This window comes from Xanthomonas albilineans (assembly GCF_002939705.1).
Classification (GTDB): Bacteria; Pseudomonadota; Gammaproteobacteria; order Xanthomonadales; family Xanthomonadaceae; genus Xanthomonas_A; species Xanthomonas_A albilineans.
This window is the reverse complement of sequence record NZ_MDCB01000003.1, coordinates 87865-104924: the sequence shown is the minus strand read 5'-3', so window position 1 is coordinate 104924 and position 17060 is coordinate 87865. Positions and strand designations below refer to the sequence as shown.

The following is a 17060-nucleotide window of genomic DNA, read 5'->3' as shown; positions in this document are numbered from 1 at the left end:
TAGGGCAAGGTGCGCGAGTTGGAGCAGATCCGCTGCTGGTCAAGCAGCTGATCCATACCGCCTTGACTCGGCGCTCGCATGTGAACTCGAGCAGCATGTGTGGTTGTTGTTGTCGCAAGGATGGATCGAGCCGGAGATGGACAGCTGTTCCCTGCTGCGGCAGGCATGCGCCACTGGAGTCCAGTGCACACACTGGCAACATCGTGCTGCTGGTGCAGGTTGATGCGGCCGGCGGGAATCGGCTCGCTGGGCTGAATGTGTCGCGGCATCTGCCCTGGATGCGCTGTGTCGCTGGCGTTGCTTCGGTTCAAGCAGGGCGTCGTATAGTGCGCCGCACGCGCGGTGGTCCGCGTTTGCCCATGTTGGTCTCTGCGTGCGCTTGTTGCCCCGTTTCGTGTCCTTGTCCTTGCGGCGTTACTTGGTGCTGGTGGTGTTGCTGTGCGCGGCTCTGGTCGCGTCCGCTCAGCCGCAGGGTGCGGCTATGCCGCAGGATCCGCAGGTCTTGCTGGACCACGCCGAGCAGGCGTTGAAGGATGCCCGCCGCGCGCAGGCCGATGCCGTCGACCAGGGGGCATTGCAGGATCTGGTGGTGCAGGTGGGCGACGCTGAGGACGAGGCGCAGGGGGTGGTGTCGACCCTGTCGCCGCAGTTGGCGCAGGTGGATGCCCGCCTGCAGCAACTCGGACCGGCCGCCTCTGGCGACGGACCCGACATCATCGCCCAGCGCAATGCCTTCACCCGCCAGCACGGCAGGCTGGATTCGGGGATCAAGCGCGGCAAGTTGCTCGCGATGGAGGCCAGACAGCTAGCCGATGACATCGAGCGTGCACGAGCCGAGCATTTCAGCCAGGAGCTGTCGCTGCGCTCGCCCTCGCCGCTGTCGCCCGCGCTGTGGCAGCAGATCGCCAGCGATTTTCCCGACGATCGCGACCGTCTGTTGGGGTTGTACGCGCAGGCGGTGCAGGCGTTGGATACGGCGCTTGCCGATCGCGGTGCCGGTGCGCTCGGCATCGGTGTCGCGTTGGCGTTGTTCTTGCTGTTTCCATTGCGTTATCTGCTGCGCTGGCTGGGTAAACGCTATGCGATGTCGCGTGCGCCGGGCAGCCGCCTGCGTCGTTCCGGGTTGGCGCTGTGGTTCCTGCTGCTGGGCACGCTGACCCCTGGTCTTGCCGCGCTGGTGCTGGCCGAGACGCTGCGTAGCATCGACGCGATACCGGCGCGGCTGGAGGCTGTGCTGAGCGGGTTCGTCGTGGTGAGCTTTGCGACTGCATTCATGGGGTCGCTGGGGGCCAGCGTGCTGCTGCCCAACCAGCCGAGTTGGCGGTTGTTTCCGATCGACGACGCCACCGCGCGGCGTTTACGCAAATACACCTGGGCGACTGCGGCGCTGGCCTGGATCAGCGGCATGCTGTTGGTGTTGAACCAGGCCAGTCGTATCGGCGATGCCACCACGGTCGCGGTCGATGGAGTGGTCACGCTGGCTTACGCCGTGCTGATTTTGGCGACGGTCAATAGCCTGTCGCGGTTGCGTCGACGCCAGTACGCCGAGGCTGTGGCGCAGGCCCTGGCCCATGCGCAGCCGCCGTCCAGTCAACATCGTGGTGCATTGGCGTTGATCGGTGTGTTGGTCAAGGTGGTAGTGGTGGTGGCGCTGCTGGCGTCACTGTTGGGCTATCTGCATCTGGGCTTGTTCATCACCCGCCAGCTCATCTGGATCACGATGATCGTCGGCGCAATGCGCCTGATGATGAACTTCGCCGACGATTTCGCGCTATGGCTGTTCGCCAGCGATGGCCACGTTGGCCGTATCAGCCGTGTCGCCAACGGTGCTTTCGGCGTGCGTCCCAGCCTCCTAGAGCAGGCCGGCGTGTTGACCTCGGCGCTATTGCGTGTGTTGCTGCTGCTGATCGGCGTTGGCGTGTTGTTGATGCCATTCGGCACGAATGTGTCGATCTTTTCCGAAAGGTTCTCGCTGTTGTTCGAGGGCATCCGGGTCAGCGACAAGGTGGTGTTGTATCCGGGTGCGATCGCGCGCGCGGTGCTGGTGTTGCTGTTGGGCCTAGCCACGATGCAGTACCTGCACCGCTGGTTGACGCAGACCTATCTACCCAAGACCGAACTGGACGATGGCGCACGCAATTCGATCAGCACCATGGCGCGTTATGCCGGCATTTTGCTGGCCACGCTGTGGGCGCTGGCCGCGCTGGGTATCGGCCTGGAGCGGATCGCGCTGGTGCTCAGCGCATTGTCGGTCGGTATCGGCTTCGGCTTGCAGTCGATCACTCAGAATTTCGTCTCCGGCCTGATCCTGCTCGCCGAGCGTCCGGTGAAAATCGGCGACTGGATCAAGATCGGCGACTATGAAGGCGATGTGCGGCGCATCAGCGTGCGCTCCACCGAGATCCAAGTGGGCGACCGCTCCACGCTGATCGTGCCCAACTCCGAATTTATCACCAAGACCTTGCGCAACATGACCCTGGCCGGGCCGTTGGGGCGGGTGCAGATCCAGTTCGCGGTCCCGTTGGACACCGATGTGGCAAGGCTGCGGACGTTGTTGCTGGAGTTATACGCGGCGCATCCGGGCGTGCTGCAGGAGCCGGTGCCGTCGGTGTTCATCGACTCCATCGCCAATGGCAGCATCACGCTCAACAGTTACGCTTATGTCGTCTCGCCGCGGTTGGTCTACGCCACCCGCAGCGATCTGTTCTTCGCGTTGCTGCAGCGTCTGGCCGAGGAAGGGATCGCACTGGAGTCGCCGCAGCAGATCAAGCTGCTGCGCGATCCGCCCGAATAGGGGCGGGACTGTGCATGCGATGCGCGTGGGCTGGCGATGGCCGTTGTGCGCGAGCGCTACGCTGTTGCGAGTACCGTGTTTCCCAACAGCGGTTCGGAGTGCAGGCTAATCCGCAGAAACCACGCAGTTTTTGCCTGCCTTCTTCGCTTCGTACATCGCGCGGTCGGCACGCCGTACCAGGGCGTCCTGGTTTTCGCCGGCCGCGCGCATCGCCACTCCGGCGCTGAAGCTGACGAAGACGCGCTGGTCTTCGTGCATCAACGCGCGCTGGGACAGGGCACGCAGCACCCGGTTTACCGCCGCGTTGGCCTCGAAGATCGTGCAGTCCGGCATCAGTAATAGAAATTCCTCGCCGCCGAAGCGCGCGATTGCATCGCTGGCACGCAGGGTGGTGCGCGCCACCTCGACCACATGGCGCAGTGCGGCGTCGCCGCCGGCGTGGCCGTAGGTTGCGTTGAGCGTGCGGAAGTCGTCCATGTCCAACATCGCCACGCACAGCGGCTGCGCGCTGCGTTCGGTGCGGACCAGCTCGCGCGCGAACAGTTCGTCCAGGCCGCGACGGTTGAGGCTGCCGGTGAGCTGGTCCACTCCCACTAGGTCGCTGACGTCGCGTAGTTCCTGTTCCAGGTGCAGGATGCGTTGCTCGGCCGCTTCCACGTCCTGGCGTGCGGCGATCAGGTGGTCGCGTGCTTGCAGTGCCTGCTGCTGTACATGGCCGGTGTCTTGTAGCACTTCCTGCAGCAGTCGGTTGAGGTCGGCGATGCTGCGTGCGTCGCGGATGGTCTGCGAGTAATCGGCGATACGGTCGTGGAACTCGCCGGTGCTGGTTGCCATGCCGTTCAGTTCTTCGACGAAGGACACCATCATGCCTTTCATCGCTTCCTTGGATTCGGCGATGCTCTGCTTGAGCAGGCCCTGCTTGTAGATCACTTCGCGCAGGTTGCCGCGCGCTTCTTCGATCGAGTAGCGGTCCAGCGGTCCTACGATCAGGTCGCGTACCACCGCGATCTGGCCTTGTAGCCAACTGGTGTCGTCGAGCAGTTCGCCGATGTTCTCCAGCAACAGGTCGAACAGGCTCAGTAGCAGGGTCTGCTGTTCCTGACTGTCGTTAGCGCGCAGCGCGATCTGGTGGCACAACTCGCGCACGCGTTGTGCCACCGGTTCCAGCGACTGCCCGGCTTGCCACTGGCGTATTGCCTCGCCGCTGGCTTCGGCTTCGTGGGCCAGTTCCGGCAGGGTGTGCAGCAGCGAGGCCAGGGCACCGGCCACGGTTTGGCGCAGCAGGTCGCGCAGGCGCTCGCTATCGCTGGGGCCGGCCAGTGGGTCGTCCACATCGATGGTGCGGATGTATTTGTCGATGAGTTGGCGAAGCGCGCGACCGTAGCTGGGCCAGTCGCCGCTGCTGGCCGCCGATTGCAGGCGCCTGCCCATGTCGCCGAGTTCGCCATGCAGCCCGGCCATGCCGTCGGCGAAGGCGCCGAGCAGTTCCGGGGGTTCGTGGGCGTGCTGAAACAGGCGAATCAGTGCCGCAGTGGCCGCGGCCGGGTCGATCGCGGGGGGGGGCAATGGCACGACCTCTTGCGTCTGCACGTGCGCCTGCTTGCGCGTGCGCGCTGGCGCTTTGGCGGCGGCAGCGGTCGCGGGTACCGGATCGCGCCGCCGCGGCGACAATAGCTTGCGCAATCCGCTCACTGGCGGCTCGTCGCGTTGATCCGGCATGCCCGGTTATCCTCCCCGTGGGTGGGCACGCCTTGCCGCATGCGCGGCCCCGGGGCGACCCTCAGGTCCTGGATATCGGCGCCGATCGCGCGGGCTTGAGTGGTGCCGGGATGCGCCTCAGAGTGCGCTGCGCACCTCGTCAAGGGATGGCGGGTTGGCTCCGGCACGGGTGCAGTTGATCGCCGCTGCGGCCACGCAAAAGCGCACGAGCTGCTCCAGTGCGGCGGGGGTGCTGCCCAGCGCAGAGAGTGCGGCCAGGTTGGGCAGTTGGTGCAGCAGGGCGGCCTGGAAGCTGTCGCCGGCGCCGACGGTGTCGGCCACCTGCACCACCCGCCCGGCGACGCGCACCTCGCTGTCGCCGCTCCAGGCCACCGCACCGTCGCCGCCCAGGGTCATCACCACCAGCGATGGCCCCTGCTGTAGCCAGCTGCGGGCGATGGCGAACGGATCTTGGTCGGGGTACAGCAGTTCGATGTCTTCCTGGCTGACCTTGATCACGTGCGCCAGGGCGATCCACGTCGTCAGCCGCGCACGCCATACCGCCATGTCCGGTTCCACGGTGGGCCGCACGTTCGGGTCCAGCGAGATCAGCCGCTGCGCGCGTTCGCGCTCGGCCAGGGCCTGGAAGGTGCTGGCGGTGGTTTCGGCGACCAGGGTATAGGAGCCGAAATGCAGGCCGCCGACCGCAGGGGCCAAGGTCGGCAGATCGAGGCTGGTCAATGCGCGGTCGGCGCAGCCGGTGCCGTAGAACGCGTAGTTGGGAACACCGCCGGCATCCAGCGCGACCATCACCAGGGTGGTCGCCTCGCGTTTGTCCACGCAGTAGTCCAGCGTCACGCTTTCGCGCTCCAGGGTGGCGCGCAATTGGCGTCCCAGCGGGTCGGTGGACAGGCCAGTGAACAGCGCCGAGGCCGAGCCCAGCCTGGCCAGGCCGATCGCCACGTTGAACGGCGAGCCGCCCTGTCGTGCGGTCATGCCGACCGACGTGCCGGCATAGCCATCGATGAAGATGTCGTACAAGGCTTCTCCACACACTACGAACATCGAACGGCTCCTGGTCAGGTGGCAGCGGCGCCGGTCGGCGCGCCAGCCGGCTATTGTGGCCTATCCTGCGTCGGCAGCGATGGGGTAGTCCTCGATGATCCGGACAATCCGCAGCGTGCGGCAGGTTCTGGCACCATGGCGGCCCGCGTCGCCCCTGCGCCGCACGTGCGCGGCCGTGCGGCCGTAGCGCGCGTGCGCCACGGCAGCCGTCGCCTGTTCCCTTTTCAGGATGTTCGCAGTGAAGAAGACCTACCGGCTCCACATCGAGGGCAAGCACCCCGATCGCTTGCTCGATGCGGCCAAGCACGATATCCGCAAGTACATTCGTCGCGAGCGTCGCAAGACCTTGCCGGCCGGCGCCGACTACTGGGATTTCGATACGCTGTTTGGTGAAGAGCAGGCCAACGCCACGGTGCTGCCGCCGGCGGAGTTGCTGCGCGCGGTGGATGCGTTGGTCGCCGCAGGTGGCACACAGTTTTATGTGGAAATCCGTAGCCGTCCCTGTGCGCGTCCGCCGCGGGCCAAGGGAGCGTCCAGCGTTGCCGAGAGCGATCCGTTCGAGGACTGAGGGGCGTTCATTGTGCTGCGTGCCGGTTGTGTTGACCGACGCGACAACGGCAGGGCCTTTGCGTGGATACAGCGATGACGAAAGCGGCGTACACGAGTGCGCTTCGCACACGCCGGTGTCTGCTCGGAAGCTGTGACGGTTCGCCTGGGCGCGCGTAACAAGCTGCGACAGCCGTCGCTGCGGTACCCTTGCCGGCCCAGACTGTCCGCGCCACCCATGCCCGTCGAACACAACCAGCGCCCGCTCGAAACCGGGATCCATACCGATCTGGAAGGCCGTCTGACCTATGGCGGCTACTTGCGCCTGGATCGGCTGCTGTCGGCGCAGCAACCACTGTCGGACCCGCCGCACCATGACGAGATGCTGTTCATCATCCAGCACCAGACCTCCGAGCTGTGGTTGAAGCTGCTGGGGCACGAGTTGCAGGCGGCAATCGCGTATTTGCAGCGCGATGCCGTGTGGCCGTGTCGCAAGGTGTTGGCGCGTAGCAAGCAGGTGCTGCGTCAGCTCACCGAGCAGTGGTCTGTGCTGGAGACGATGACGCCATCGGAGTACATGGGTTTCCGCGATGTGCTGGGGCCATCTTCCGGGTTCCAGTCGTTGCAGTACCGTCTCATCGAATCCATGCTCGGCAACAAGAACGTGCAGATGTTGCCGGTGTTCGACCATGACCCCAAGGGCCAGGCCGCGCTGCGAGCGGTGCTGGAAGCGCCCAGTCTGTACGAAGAATTCTTGCGCTATCTGGCCCGCTTCGGCCATGCGGTGCCGGCGATCTATCATGCGCGCGATTGGCGTCAGCCGCATGTCAGCGATTCTTTGCTGCGCCCGGTGTTCGAGCGCATCTACGAGTACACCGATCGCTATTGGCGCGAATACGCGCTGTGCGAGGACTTGGTGGACCTGGAGACGCAGTTTCAACTCTGGCGCTTCCGCCACATGCGCACGGTGATGCGGGTGATCGGCTTCAAGCGCGGTACCGGCGGTTCCAGTGGTGTCGGTTTCCTGCAGCAAGCATTGGAGCTGACGTTCTTCCCCGAGTTGTTCGAGGTGCGCACGTCGGTGGGAATGGATCGCTAGGATTCAGGACGCGTGGACGCTGACCGGCAGGCGATGCGGCACGCGATGTCGCCGTAGCGCGTGGCGCAGGCGATGCCCCGTTCTTCTGCCGATGCCTTGTTTTTCGAGGCTGCCGCTGTGGGAAAGCGGTGTTCGGATGGCGTTGCGGCGTTGGCACCATGGGGGCGCTTCTTTTGCTTGCCGCGGCCGGTTTTTCTCGCTTCCAGGGTTTGGAACTTCACGGCATTTGACGTCAAGCGCCCGCTCGGTGATCCTCGCCCGTCGCCCGGCCTGGCCGGATGCCTACCCCCAGCCCATACTGAATACGCAAGGGAACACCGAATGAGTGTTGACGTCGTCGCGTCGAACCACCCCGCCTCACCGCAGCCGCCCGAGTTCAAAACTCTGCTGGGCCATCCACGTCCGTTGTGGATGCTGTTCATGACCGAATTCTGGGAGCGCTTCGCGTTCTACGGCGTCCGTTGGGCGCTGACCCTGTATATCGTGGCCGAATTCTTCAAGGGCGCCGGGACGGGCGAGGCGCCGGCCAATAAACTCTATGGCGCCTATCTGGCGTTGGTGTACGCCTCGGCGCTGTTCGGCGGTTTCGTGGCCGACCGGCTGATCGGCTATCAGCGCTCGTTGTTGATCGGTGCGGTGGTCATGTCGGTCGGGCTATTCCTGATCGCGGTTCCCAACGAAGCAATATTCAAGATCGGCCTGGCCACGATCATCGCCGGCAACGGCCTGTTCAAGCCGAACGTTTCGACCATGGTCGGCAAGCTGTATCCGCCCAGCGACCCGCGTCGCGATTCGGGGTTCACGATTTTCTACATGGGCATCAACGCGGGCGGATTCTTCGCGCCGATCTTGACGGGCCTACTGGCCGATAAGCTGTTCGGCACCGAGGCCATGCCGGCCTACAAATATGTGTTCATCGCCTCGGGGATCGGCATGCTGATCAGCCTGGTGTGGTTTTGGATCGGACGGTGTCAGCTTGGCCCGGTGGGCCGGCCGCCTGTCGGTGGCGAAGGTATGGGCCCCACGGTTGCGGTGCTGTTGGCGACGCTGCTGTTGATTCCCACGGCCTATGGCCTGCTGCTCATCGATGCCAGCATTCTCGGCTGGATCCTGACCACCTTGTTCGTGGCCTTGTGCGCGATGATCCTGATCGAGGGCATCCGCGAGGGCAAGGTGCCGCGCGATCGTTCGATTGCGATGTTGATCGTGTTCGTGTTCAACGTGATGTTCTTTATGTTCTTCGAGCAGGCGGGCAGCTCGTTCAACTTCCTCGCCCAGAATATCGTCGAGCGCGATCTGGGCGGCTGGATCTTTCCGGTTGGTTGGTTCCAGTCGGTCAATACGCTGGCAATTCTGGTGCTGGGGCCGGTGTTCGTGTTGCTGTGGGTAGCGCTGCGCTCGGCCAATCCGTCGATCCCGCGCAAATTCGGCCTGGGCTTAATCTTCAATGGTCTGGCCTTCGCGCTGTTGATGTACGCGTTGTCCGCGCTGGTCGATGGTGCTGGCAAGATCCCGTTCTGGACCTTGTTCATGGTCTACGTGATCCAGACCGTCGGCGAGTTGTGCCTGTCGCCGATCGGTTTGTCGATGACCACCAAGCTGGCGCCGACCAAGGTCGTGGCCTTCGCCATGGGCGGTTGGTTCCTGTCCACCGCGATCGGCAACAATCTTTCGGGCATCTTCGCCGCGGGAGTCAGCGGCGAGAGCGGGATGACGGTGGCCTCGGCGCTGAAAGGCTACACTTTCGGTTTCTGGGCGTTGCTGGGCTCGGGCGTGTTGCTGTTTCTCATTGCACCGCTGATCAATAAGTTGATGCATGGCATCAAATGACCTTGAGGATGTCGCAATGTCGATGAACAAGACGATGTGGACTGCGCTGGCGTTGATGTTGGCGCTTGGCGCTTGCGACAAGAATGCGCCGCCCCCCGATGCGCCAGCGCCGGCCAAGCCGTTGGATACCTCGGTGCAGAAGCCGCCGGTGGCCGATCCGAGCCAGCCGGTGGCCTCGGGCAACACCCCGGCGGCGGCCGACGTGGCCGCGGCGGCGGCGCTGAGCGCGCAGTTCGATCCGCACCGCGATCCGGTCGACGACTTGAAGACGGCGATCGTCGAGGCCAAGCGTGGTGGCAAGCGCATCATGCTCGACGTGGGCGGGGAGTGGTGTTCGTGGTGCCACATCCTCGATGCGTTTATCCAGGAGGATGCAGAACTGCGCAGCTTCCGTGATGCCAACTACGTCTGGGTCAAGGTCAATTTCAGCGAAGACAACGAGAACCAAGCGTTTCTGGCGCAGTACCCGAAGATCGTGTCTTTCCCGCACCTGCTCGTGCTCGATGCCGACGGCAAGTTGCTGCACTCGCAGTTTACCGGCGAGCTGGAGAAGGGTAAGAGCTACGACCGCAAAAAGCTCTTCGCGTTCTTCAAGGAATGGGCGCCGCCGAAGCCGTAGCAGCATGATCGCGACAGCGCCGTCTCCTGGGCTGCTATCGTGGTTGCAGGCGCACCCTGCAACCGCGACAGCACGGTCTCAGCGGCCGGTCATGTTGGCCAGGCCTTCGGTCGCCAGACGGTCGATCAGTTGGTGCAGTAGGTGTTGCTCGTCTTCGTTGAACGGTGCCAGCAGGCGTCGTTCGCATTCCAACACCATCGGTGCGACCACATGATAGACCTCCACACCTGCGTGGGTCAGGTGCAGCACCGAGCGGCGGCGGTCATCGCCGTGCGTCTCGCGATGAATGAAGCCGCGCTCGAGTAGGCGGGCCACCGCGCGACTCACCGCCACCTTGTCCATCGCGGTGCGCTCGGAGACCTCCCCGGCTGACAGCCCCGGATACAGCGCCAGTACCGCCATCACCCGCCATTCGGTCACCGCCATGCCGTAGCGTTCGCCATAGACACGGGCGATGTTGCTGCTGATCCGGTTGGACAGCACGCTGATGCGGTAGGGCAGGAACTGCTCGAGATCCAGCGAGGACTGGTCAGACGTCGGTGAGACGGGCGTTGCGATCATCATACTGCGTTGCACCTTGATAGTTGTTTCATTTGTAACTATAGTGGAGGGAGAAGAAGCTTTTGCTCCATTCTCGCGAGTCTGGCGTCCGTCCGCATGTGAAATCTCCGCTGCGGTCGCCGCGACTCCTCTTCCAGGAGACGGTTATGCGTGCACAGCCGCAACATCCGCCGCAGCCGACCAACCTCGGCATGCAGGTCACTACCTTCGACAACCCGATGGGCATCGACGGTTTCGAGTTCGTCGAGTTCGCCGCGCCCGCCGGTCAGGGCGAGCGTCTGCATGAGTATTTCCGCCGCATGGGCTTCACTGCGGTGTTGCGTCACCCCCATCGCGCGATCACGGTGTACCGGCAGGGCGGGGTCAACTTCCTGGTCAACGAGGCGCCGGATTCGTTCGCTGCCGATTTCGCTGCCGCGCACGGTCCTTGCGCCTGCGGCTTCGCGATCCGCTTCAAGCATCCGGCCGATGCGGTGTTCGCCGAGGTGCTGGAGAACGGTGGCGAAGCTGTGGCGAACAAGCCCGATACCCGCGCGGTGCCGGCACCTGTGATCCAGGGTATTGGCGACTGCATGCTGTACCTAGTCGATCAGTATGGTGACACGGGATCGGTGTATGCCGAGTTCGAGCCGGTGCCCGGTGCCGATCTGCATCCAGTCGGCTTTGGCCTGACCTTCATCGATCACCTGACGCACAACTTGTATTTCGGCAACATGCAGCGTTGGTCGGATTATTACGCGCGGCTGTTTAATTTCCGCGAGATCCGCTACTTCGACATCAAGGGCGCCAAGACCGGCTTGGTGTCTAAGGCGATGACCGCGCCCGATGGCGTGGTGCGCATCCCGCTCAATGAATCGTCCGATCCGAAGAGCCAGATCAACGAATACCTGGACGCTTACCATGGCGAGGGTATCCAGCACATCGCCTGCTTCACCGACGATATCTACGTGACCGTGGAGCGCATGCGCGCGGCCGGGGTGGAGTTTTTGGAAACGCCTGATACTTATTTCGATGTTATCGATCAGCGTATTCCCGACCATGGCGAGGATGTGGCACGGCTGGCCAGGAACAAGATCCTGATCGACGCCGATCCGGAGACCAAACAGCGCAAGTTGCTGCAGATCTTCACCCAGAATTGCATCGGTCCGATCTTCTTCGAGATCATCCAGCGCAAGGGCAACGAAGGCTTCGGCGAAGGCAATTTCCAGGCACTGTTCGAGAGTATCGAGCGCGATCAGATCAAGCGCGGCGTGCTTTGACCGCCGCGCCGGGCAATGCGCTCGCGTCGTCCGCAGCACTTGGCGTCCTGCGGCTGCGTACACTGTGCTGGCGGTAAGCTCTCCACGCGTTACGTTTTCCGTCATTGCGAGTCCGATCATGCACTTCGATTCCCTTCGCTATCAGTCCGGTTTCGGTAACGAATTCGCTAGCGAGGCGGTAGCGGGGGCGTTGCCGGTCGGGCAGAACTCGCCGCAGCGCGTGGCCCACGGGTTGTATGCCGAACAGTTGTCGGGGACTGCGTTCACCGCACCGCGCGCGACCAACCGACGTAGCTGGCTGTACCGGATCCGGCCGGCGTTGTTGCATGATGGATTCGTTGCCTACACCCAGGCGTACGGGTTCCATAACGCGTTCCAAGATGGGCCGGTGCCTCCGGACCAGTTGCGGTGGAGTCCGTTGCCGTTGCCGGAAGCATCGGTGGATTTCGTCGATGGCCTGTACACCATGGCCGGCAACGGCTCGGCCGAGGCGCAGCATGGGGTGGCGGTACATCTGTACGCGGCCAATGCGTCGATGCAGGGGCGCTTCTTCTACGATGCGGATGCGGAATTATTGATCGTGCCGCAACTGGGACGGCTGCGCGTGTGTACCGAGTTGGGCACGCTGGAGGTGGCGCCGCAGGAGATCGTGGTGATTCCGCGTGGTGTGCGGTTTCGTGTCGCGCTGCCCGATGGCCCTTCGCGGGGATATGTTTGCGAAAACTTCGGTGCCTTGCTGCGCTTGCCGGAACTTGGGCCGATCGGTGCCAATGGTTTGGCCAACCCGCGCGATTTCCTCACCCCGGTGGCGGCCTACGAGGAAGATGAGGGCGACTTCGTCTTGATCGCCAAGTTTCAGGGGCATTTGTGGCAGGCGCTGATTGGGCACTCGCCGTTGGACGTGGTCGCCTGGCACGGCAACTATGCGCCGTACAAATACGATCTGCGCCGTTTCAATGCGATCGGTTCGATCAGTTTCGATCATCCCGACCCGAGCATCTTCACCGTGCTTACCGCGCCCAGTGACACTCCTGGCACTGCCAACGTCGATCTTGCGATCTTCCCGCCACGTTGGTTGGTGGCCCAGCATACCTTCCGGCCGCCGTGGTTCCACCGCAATGTCGCCAGCGAATTCATGGGCCTGGTGTACGGTGCTTACGACGCCAAGGCCGAGGGCTTCGTGCCTGGCGGTGCGTCGTTACACAACTGCATGAGCGGGCATGGTCCGGATGCCGCCACGTTCGACAGGGCATCGCAGACCGACCTGACGCGCCCTGACGTGATCGCCGACACCATGGCCTTCATGTTCGAGACCCGCGCAGTGTTGCGCCCGACCTCGCAGGCGCTGGAAGCCGCGCACCGCCAGCGTGACTACCAGCAGTGTTGGCAGGGATTACGTCGGCACTTCCGTGCGCCTTGAGCGCGCGTTCCATCCGCTGCGCCCTGTGCGTTCAGGCGGCGGCCAGCGCGTCGTGCAGTGGCGCTGGCAGTATTTCCAGCACCCGTTCACGAATACGCTGCGCGTAACGCTCGGAGGTCATCTCTGGCATGGTGCGTAGCGCCTGCGCGATCGCGTGCAGGGTCGCGGTTTCTTCGCGCGCCGCGCGCAGCCGCTGTTGCAGTGCCGGCGAGGCTGGATGGCGCTGCAACTGCAGTAGGTCGAGCAGGTACATGCGCGCATTGAGCAGTGCGCGGCGTGGGTCGGAGGAAGTGGCGACCGATGCAAGCGGCGTGGCGGCATGACGGCCGTCATCCAGATACCCTTGTTGCAGTAGGCCCTGCATGATCGCCGCCGCATTGTGCCCGCCCAGCGCGACCAGTTCCTCGGCGCTGCGCTGGCCGTCGGCCAGAATCAAGACGCGCCGTTGGCGCATGTCCAGCGGCGTGTCGTGGGATTGTAATGCCGCAAGGGCGAGGGCGGTCTTGCGCGGATGCATGTGCGGGGACATGGACGAGACGCCAGCGTGTCGATCTGCGGTGAAACGCGGATGACAAAAGGCATTATTTATGTTTAATTTTTGTTGAAATGAACGGCGCCATGTCACTCGCGCCGACCTGCGGAGCCGGCGCGTTAGGCTATCTGTTGTTCCAGCGAGAGAGACTGTCAATGAAGCCTGCTCTGCTTGTCGCTGCGTCGCTGCTGTTCGGCCTTGCCGCTTGCGATCGGGGGCCGTCGCCGCCGTTGTCGCCGCCTCCCGCTCCGCCGCCGGGTCCTGCACCCGCAGCGCCGCCACTTCCCCCTGCACCCGTTGCGGCCGGGGAGGGTGCGTTGCCGCCACCTGACATGGATCAGCCCGATACTGACGTGCCGCCCGCACAGGCGCCGGTCAAGCGCTAACCGGCTGTCCGCATGGCGGAGGCGTTCTAGCCGGCGCGAGGCGTGCGTCGTGCGCGGCGGGTCGATCGTCGCGTGGCTGCCGGCGCCTGTGCGTGTGGCGACCGACGCACATCGTGACGTGCCTCAGCGCTGCGCTGCCATCGGTAATTGTTGGCGTCGTGATTGGCGCCGTTCGCGTCGCGCACGCCAGCGGTCGCGCAGGCAGGAGAAAATCACGTACAGGGCCGGGGTACTGAGCAGGGTCAGGCTCTGCGAGACCAACAGGCCGCCGATCATCGCGATGCCGAGCGGGCGTCGCAGTTCCGAGCCTTCGCCCAGGCCCACCGCCAGCGGCACCGCCGCCAGGATCGCCACCATGGTGGTCATCATGATCGGGCGGAAGCGCACCAAACAAGCTTCGCGCACGGCTTCCATGGGCGTTTTGCCATGCGTGCGTTCGACGACCAGAGCGAAGTCGATCATCATGATCGCGTTCTTCTTGACGATGCCGATCAGCAGCACCAGCGCGATCATCGAGACCACCGATAGTTCGGTGTCGGTGATCCACAGCGCCAGCAGCGCGCCCATACCCGCGGCTGGCAGCGTGGACAGGATCGTCACCGGATGCACCAGACTCTCGTACAACATGCCCAGCACGATGTAGACCACCGCGATCGCCGTCAGCACCAGCACCAGCATTGAATTTGGTTGCATCTTCGCGGTGAAGTCGTCTTTATCGGCAATGCGGATGTCGCCAGGCATACGCAGACCGTTGGCGGTGACCTGGATGATCGCATCGGCTTCACCGGTACTCACGTCTGGCGCCAGGTTGTAGCTCAGGTCCATGGTGGTGTATTGGTCTCGATGGGTGATTTGCGACGGTGCCAGGCCCGGCACCTGGTGCGCGATTGCCATGAGCGGAATCATCGTGCCGTTGCGCGCCGGCACGTAGATGCGGTTCAGCGCCGCCGGCGTGGTGGTCTGATCGGGCAATGCGTTCACCACCACGCTGTACTGGTTGAGGTTGGAGTAGATCGTGGAGATCTGGCGCTGGCCGAAGGCGCCGTACAGTGCGCCATCGATGGCGCCGATCGATACCCCAAGACGTGCGGCCAGTGGACGGTTGATGACGATGTTTTGGCGTAATCCGGGGCTGTCCACGTCGCTGCCGACATCACGCAGTTTCGGGTTTTGCTTCAGCGCCGCCTCCAGCTTGGGCAGCCACTGCTGCAACTGTGCGGCATCGTTGCCCTGTAGCGACACGCGGTACTGCGCGCCCTGGCTGGTACCGCCTCCGTCGTTGCTGGGTAGGTCCTGGATCGCGTGTAGACGCAATTGAAGGTCCGGGTAGCGGTCGGCTTTGGCACTCAGCCGCGTCAGCACTTCCGCTGTGGTATCGGTGCGGCCCTCGTCGCGTTGCTTGAGCTCGATGTTGAAGCTGGCGCTGGAGCCCTGCCGGCTGCTGCCCAGGCGTGCGCCGACGGTTTTTACCGCCGGATCGGACATCAGCATGTCGGTGATACGGCGCTGTCGGCTGAGCATGTCGGCGAAGGACACGGTGGCGCTGGACGTCGCGCGGCCCCAGATCAGGCCGGTGTCCTGCGCGGGGAACGCGCCTTTTTTCATCATCCCGAGTAAAAACACCATGGCGACGATCAGCAGCAGCGGGGTCAGCGCCAGCAGCAGCGTGTGGCGTAGCGAGAAGTCCAGCGCCACGGTGTACACGCGTAGCATGCCGGCGTGCATGCGTTCCAGCCAAGCGCCGATGCGGCCGGGCCGTTCGGGTTCGGCGTGCGCGGACAGGAAACGGCTACACAGCATCGGGGTCAGGGTCAGCGACACCGCCGCCGAGACACAGATGGCGGCCACCAAGGTGACGGTGAACTCGCGGAAGAACAGTCCCATGATGCCGCCGGCGAACAGCATCGGAATGAATACCGCCACCAGCGAGGCGGTGATTGAGACGATGGTGAAGCCGATTTCGCGTGCGCCGACCAGGGCGGCGTCCATGCGCGACATGCCTTCGTCGAGATGGCGCATGATGTTCTCGATGACCACGATGGCATCGTCGACGACGAAGCCGATCGCGATCACCAGCGCCAGTAGGCTCAAGTTGTTCAGGGTGTAGCCCAGGATGGACATCACCAACGCGGCGCCTGCCAGCGAGAGCGGCACGGTCGCCGCGGCGATCAGCGTCGGCGCCAGCCGGCGCAGGAACATCGCCATGGTCATCACCACCATGGCCAGGCTGATCAACAGCGTGGCCTGCACCTCGTTCAACGACGCACGAATGGTTGGAGTGCGGTCGAAATAGGCGGTCATCTTGGTGCCGGGCTGCAGGTAGGTATGCAGCATCGGGATCTGCGCCTTGACCCGGTCCACCGTCTCCACAATGTTGGCGCCGGCGCGAGTGAACACGTACATCACCACGGCCCGTTTTCCGTTCAACCAGGCGGCCTGGTATGCGTCCTGCTGGCCATCGTAGACATTGGCGATGTCGCGCAGACGCACCGTACGGCCTTGTTGTTGTGCGATCACGACTTGGCCGAAATCGGCGGCTTTGGCCACCGCGTCGTTGGCGACGATGGCGGTGGTGGACACGCCGTCGCTGAGAAAGCCGGTGGGCGAGGTCACGTTGGCTGCGCGCACGGCGTTGCGTAGATCGTCCGGGGTCAGGCCCATCGCGTTGAGCGCGCGCAAGTTCACGTCCACCCGTACCGCTGGGGTCGAAGCGCCGCCGATATCGACCGAGGACACGCCGTTGATCTGGCGCAAGTGTTGCGCCAGCAGCGAATCGGCAACGTTGTACAACTCGTCGGCCGACTGTGTGTCCGAGGTCAGGGCGATGGCGATGACCGGCGCGTCGTTGGGGTTGGCCTTCTCGTATTGCGGGGTGCCAAGACCCGATGGCAGGTCGGCTTGCGCGGCGTTGATCGCGGTCTGCACGTCCTGCGCCGCCGAATCGATGTTGCGTGTGCTCTGGAAGATCATGAACACCTGGCTGTTGCCCTCCGAGCTGGAGGAGCGCATGGTGTCGATCCCGGGCAACTGGCCCAGGTGCCGTTCCAATGGCGCGGTGACCGTGGCGGCCATGGTCGAGGCATCGGCCCCAGCCTGGGTGGCTTGGACGAAGATGACCGGAATCGAGATGTTCGGCAGCGCCGCCACGCTCAGCCGCAAGTAGCAGAGCATGCCCATCACGAACAGGCCAATGGCCAGCAGTGCGGTGCCGATCGGGCGACGGATGAAGGGCGCGGAAATGTTCATGCGGC

13 protein-coding genes are annotated in these 17060 nt (G+C 64.0%); 7 read left to right on the top strand and 6 right to left on the bottom strand.

The window, feature by feature from the left end:
- Nucleotides 1-481: 481 nt before the first annotated feature.
- Complete coding sequence (locus tag XalbCFBP2523_RS03540) at nucleotides 482-2794, top strand: DUF3772 domain-containing protein (RefSeq protein ID WP_407071010.1); 2313 nt, start codon at nucleotides 482-484, stop codon at nucleotides 2792-2794.
- Nucleotides 2795-2899: 105 nt separating this feature from the next.
- Here XalbCFBP2523_RS03540 and XalbCFBP2523_RS03535 read toward each other — a convergent pair whose 3' ends face one another.
- Both XalbCFBP2523_RS03535 and XalbCFBP2523_RS03530 read right to left on the bottom strand, forming a co-directional pair.
- Entirely contained in the window at nucleotides 2900-4513 is a 1614-nt protein-coding gene (locus XalbCFBP2523_RS03535) for a GGDEF domain-containing protein (RefSeq protein WP_045766304.1), read from the bottom strand.
- A 117-nt stretch (nucleotides 4514-4630) separates the two neighbouring features.
- Nucleotides 4631-5557 (bottom strand): carbohydrate kinase family protein, encoded by a 927-nt coding sequence (locus XalbCFBP2523_RS03530; protein WP_045766303.1) that lies wholly within the window; start codon nucleotides 5555-5557, stop codon nucleotides 4631-4633.
- 238 nt (nucleotides 5558-5795) lie between these two features.
- Between XalbCFBP2523_RS03530 and XalbCFBP2523_RS03525 the strand changes: the two genes are divergently transcribed.
- A complete protein-coding gene (locus XalbCFBP2523_RS03525) occupies nucleotides 5796-6125 on the top strand; it encodes a DUF6172 family protein (protein WP_045766822.1) in 330 nt (109 codons plus the stop codon).
- Between the two features lie 216 nt (nucleotides 6126-6341).
- Entirely contained in the window at nucleotides 6342-7202 is an 861-nt protein-coding gene (locus XalbCFBP2523_RS03520; RefSeq protein ID WP_045766302.1) for a tryptophan 2,3-dioxygenase, read from the top strand.
- Here the strand turns inward: XalbCFBP2523_RS03520 and XalbCFBP2523_RS16240 are convergent.
- Nucleotides 7199-7423: a hypothetical protein gene (locus tag XalbCFBP2523_RS16240; protein ID WP_146084025.1), complete on the bottom strand. Its 225-nt coding sequence runs from the start codon at nucleotides 7421-7423 to the stop codon at nucleotides 7199-7201. The two genes, XalbCFBP2523_RS03520 and XalbCFBP2523_RS16240, sit on opposite strands and share 4 nt — an antisense overlap.
- Before the next feature lie 100 nt (nucleotides 7424-7523).
- Here XalbCFBP2523_RS16240 and XalbCFBP2523_RS03515 point away from each other — a divergent pair, with 100 nt between their 5' ends.
- Nucleotides 7524-9032 carry a peptide MFS transporter gene (locus tag XalbCFBP2523_RS03515; protein WP_045766301.1) on the top strand — a complete coding sequence of 503 codons (1509 nt, stop codon included), beginning with the start codon at nucleotides 7524-7526 and terminating at the stop codon, nucleotides 9030-9032.
- Between the two features lie 16 nt (nucleotides 9033-9048).
- The gene (locus XalbCFBP2523_RS03510) at nucleotides 9049-9651 is read left to right on the top strand and encodes a thioredoxin family protein (RefSeq protein WP_045761031.1); all 603 of its coding nucleotides are present in this window, start codon (nucleotides 9049-9051) and stop codon (nucleotides 9649-9651) included.
- Nucleotides 9652-9729: 78 nt separating this feature from the next.
- On the opposite strand, the gene XalbCFBP2523_RS03505 is transcribed toward XalbCFBP2523_RS03510, so the two are convergent.
- Nucleotides 9730-10215, bottom strand: a complete 486-nt coding sequence (locus XalbCFBP2523_RS03505; RefSeq protein WP_012917209.1) for a MarR family winged helix-turn-helix transcriptional regulator — start codon at nucleotides 10213-10215, stop codon at nucleotides 9730-9732.
- Nucleotides 10216-10403: 188 nt separating this feature from the next.
- Between XalbCFBP2523_RS03505 and hppD the strand changes: the two genes are divergently transcribed.
- Both hppD and hmgA read left to right on the top strand, forming a co-directional pair.
- Nucleotides 10404-11471, top strand: a complete 1068-nt coding sequence (gene hppD / locus XalbCFBP2523_RS03500; protein WP_104629900.1) for a 4-hydroxyphenylpyruvate dioxygenase — start codon at nucleotides 10404-10406, stop codon at nucleotides 11469-11471.
- Between the two features lie 118 nt (nucleotides 11472-11589).
- The gene (gene hmgA / locus XalbCFBP2523_RS03495) at nucleotides 11590-12891 is read left to right on the top strand and encodes a homogentisate 1,2-dioxygenase (protein WP_045766299.1); all 1302 of its coding nucleotides are present in this window, start codon (nucleotides 11590-11592) and stop codon (nucleotides 12889-12891) included.
- A gap of 31 nt (nucleotides 12892-12922) precedes the next feature.
- Here hmgA and XalbCFBP2523_RS03490 read toward each other — a convergent pair whose 3' ends face one another.
- Together XalbCFBP2523_RS03490 and XalbCFBP2523_RS03480 are read right to left on the bottom strand one after the other, a co-directional pair.
- A complete protein-coding gene (locus tag XalbCFBP2523_RS03490) occupies nucleotides 12923-13408 on the bottom strand; it encodes a hypothetical protein (protein WP_045766298.1) in 486 nt (161 codons plus the stop codon).
- Nucleotides 13409-13932: 524 nt separating this feature from the next.
- A complete protein-coding gene (locus XalbCFBP2523_RS03480) occupies nucleotides 13933-17055 on the bottom strand; it encodes an efflux RND transporter permease subunit (RefSeq protein ID WP_045766297.1) in 3123 nt (1040 codons plus the stop codon).
- Nucleotides 17056-17060: the final 5 nt, after the last annotated feature.

Bases quoted from the DNA above. Each gene is read 5' to 3' on its own strand.
- XalbCFBP2523_RS03540 (WP_407071010.1), top strand. From the start codon at position 482: ATGCCGCAGGATCCGCAGGTCTTGCTGGACCACGCCGAGCAGGCGTTG.
- XalbCFBP2523_RS03535 (WP_045766304.1), bottom strand. From the start codon at position 4,513: ATGCCGGATCAACGCGACGAGCCGCCAGTGAGCGGATTGCGCAAGCTA.
- XalbCFBP2523_RS03530 (WP_045766303.1), bottom strand. From the start codon at position 5,557: ATGTTCGTAGTGTGTGGAGAAGCCTTGTACGACATCTTCATCGATGGC.
- XalbCFBP2523_RS03520 (WP_045766302.1), top strand. From the start codon at position 6,342: ATGCCCGTCGAACACAACCAGCGCCCGCTCGAAACCGGGATCCATACC.
- XalbCFBP2523_RS03515 (WP_045766301.1), top strand. From the start codon at position 7,524: ATGAGTGTTGACGTCGTCGCGTCGAACCACCCCGCCTCACCGCAGCCG.
- XalbCFBP2523_RS03510 (WP_045761031.1), top strand. From the start codon at position 9,049: ATGTCGATGAACAAGACGATGTGGACTGCGCTGGCGTTGATGTTGGCG.
- XalbCFBP2523_RS03505 (WP_012917209.1), bottom strand. From the start codon at position 10,215: ATGATGATCGCAACGCCCGTCTCACCGACGTCTGACCAGTCCTCGCTG.
- hppD (WP_104629900.1), top strand. From the start codon at position 10,404: ATGCAGGTCACTACCTTCGACAACCCGATGGGCATCGACGGTTTCGAG.
- hmgA (WP_045766299.1), top strand. From the start codon at position 11,590: ATGCACTTCGATTCCCTTCGCTATCAGTCCGGTTTCGGTAACGAATTC.
- XalbCFBP2523_RS03490 (WP_045766298.1), bottom strand. From the start codon at position 13,408: ATGCATCCGCGCAAGACCGCCCTCGCCCTTGCGGCATTACAATCCCAC.
- XalbCFBP2523_RS03480 (WP_045766297.1), bottom strand. From the start codon at position 17,055: ATGAACATTTCCGCGCCCTTCATCCGTCGCCCGATCGGCACCGCACTG.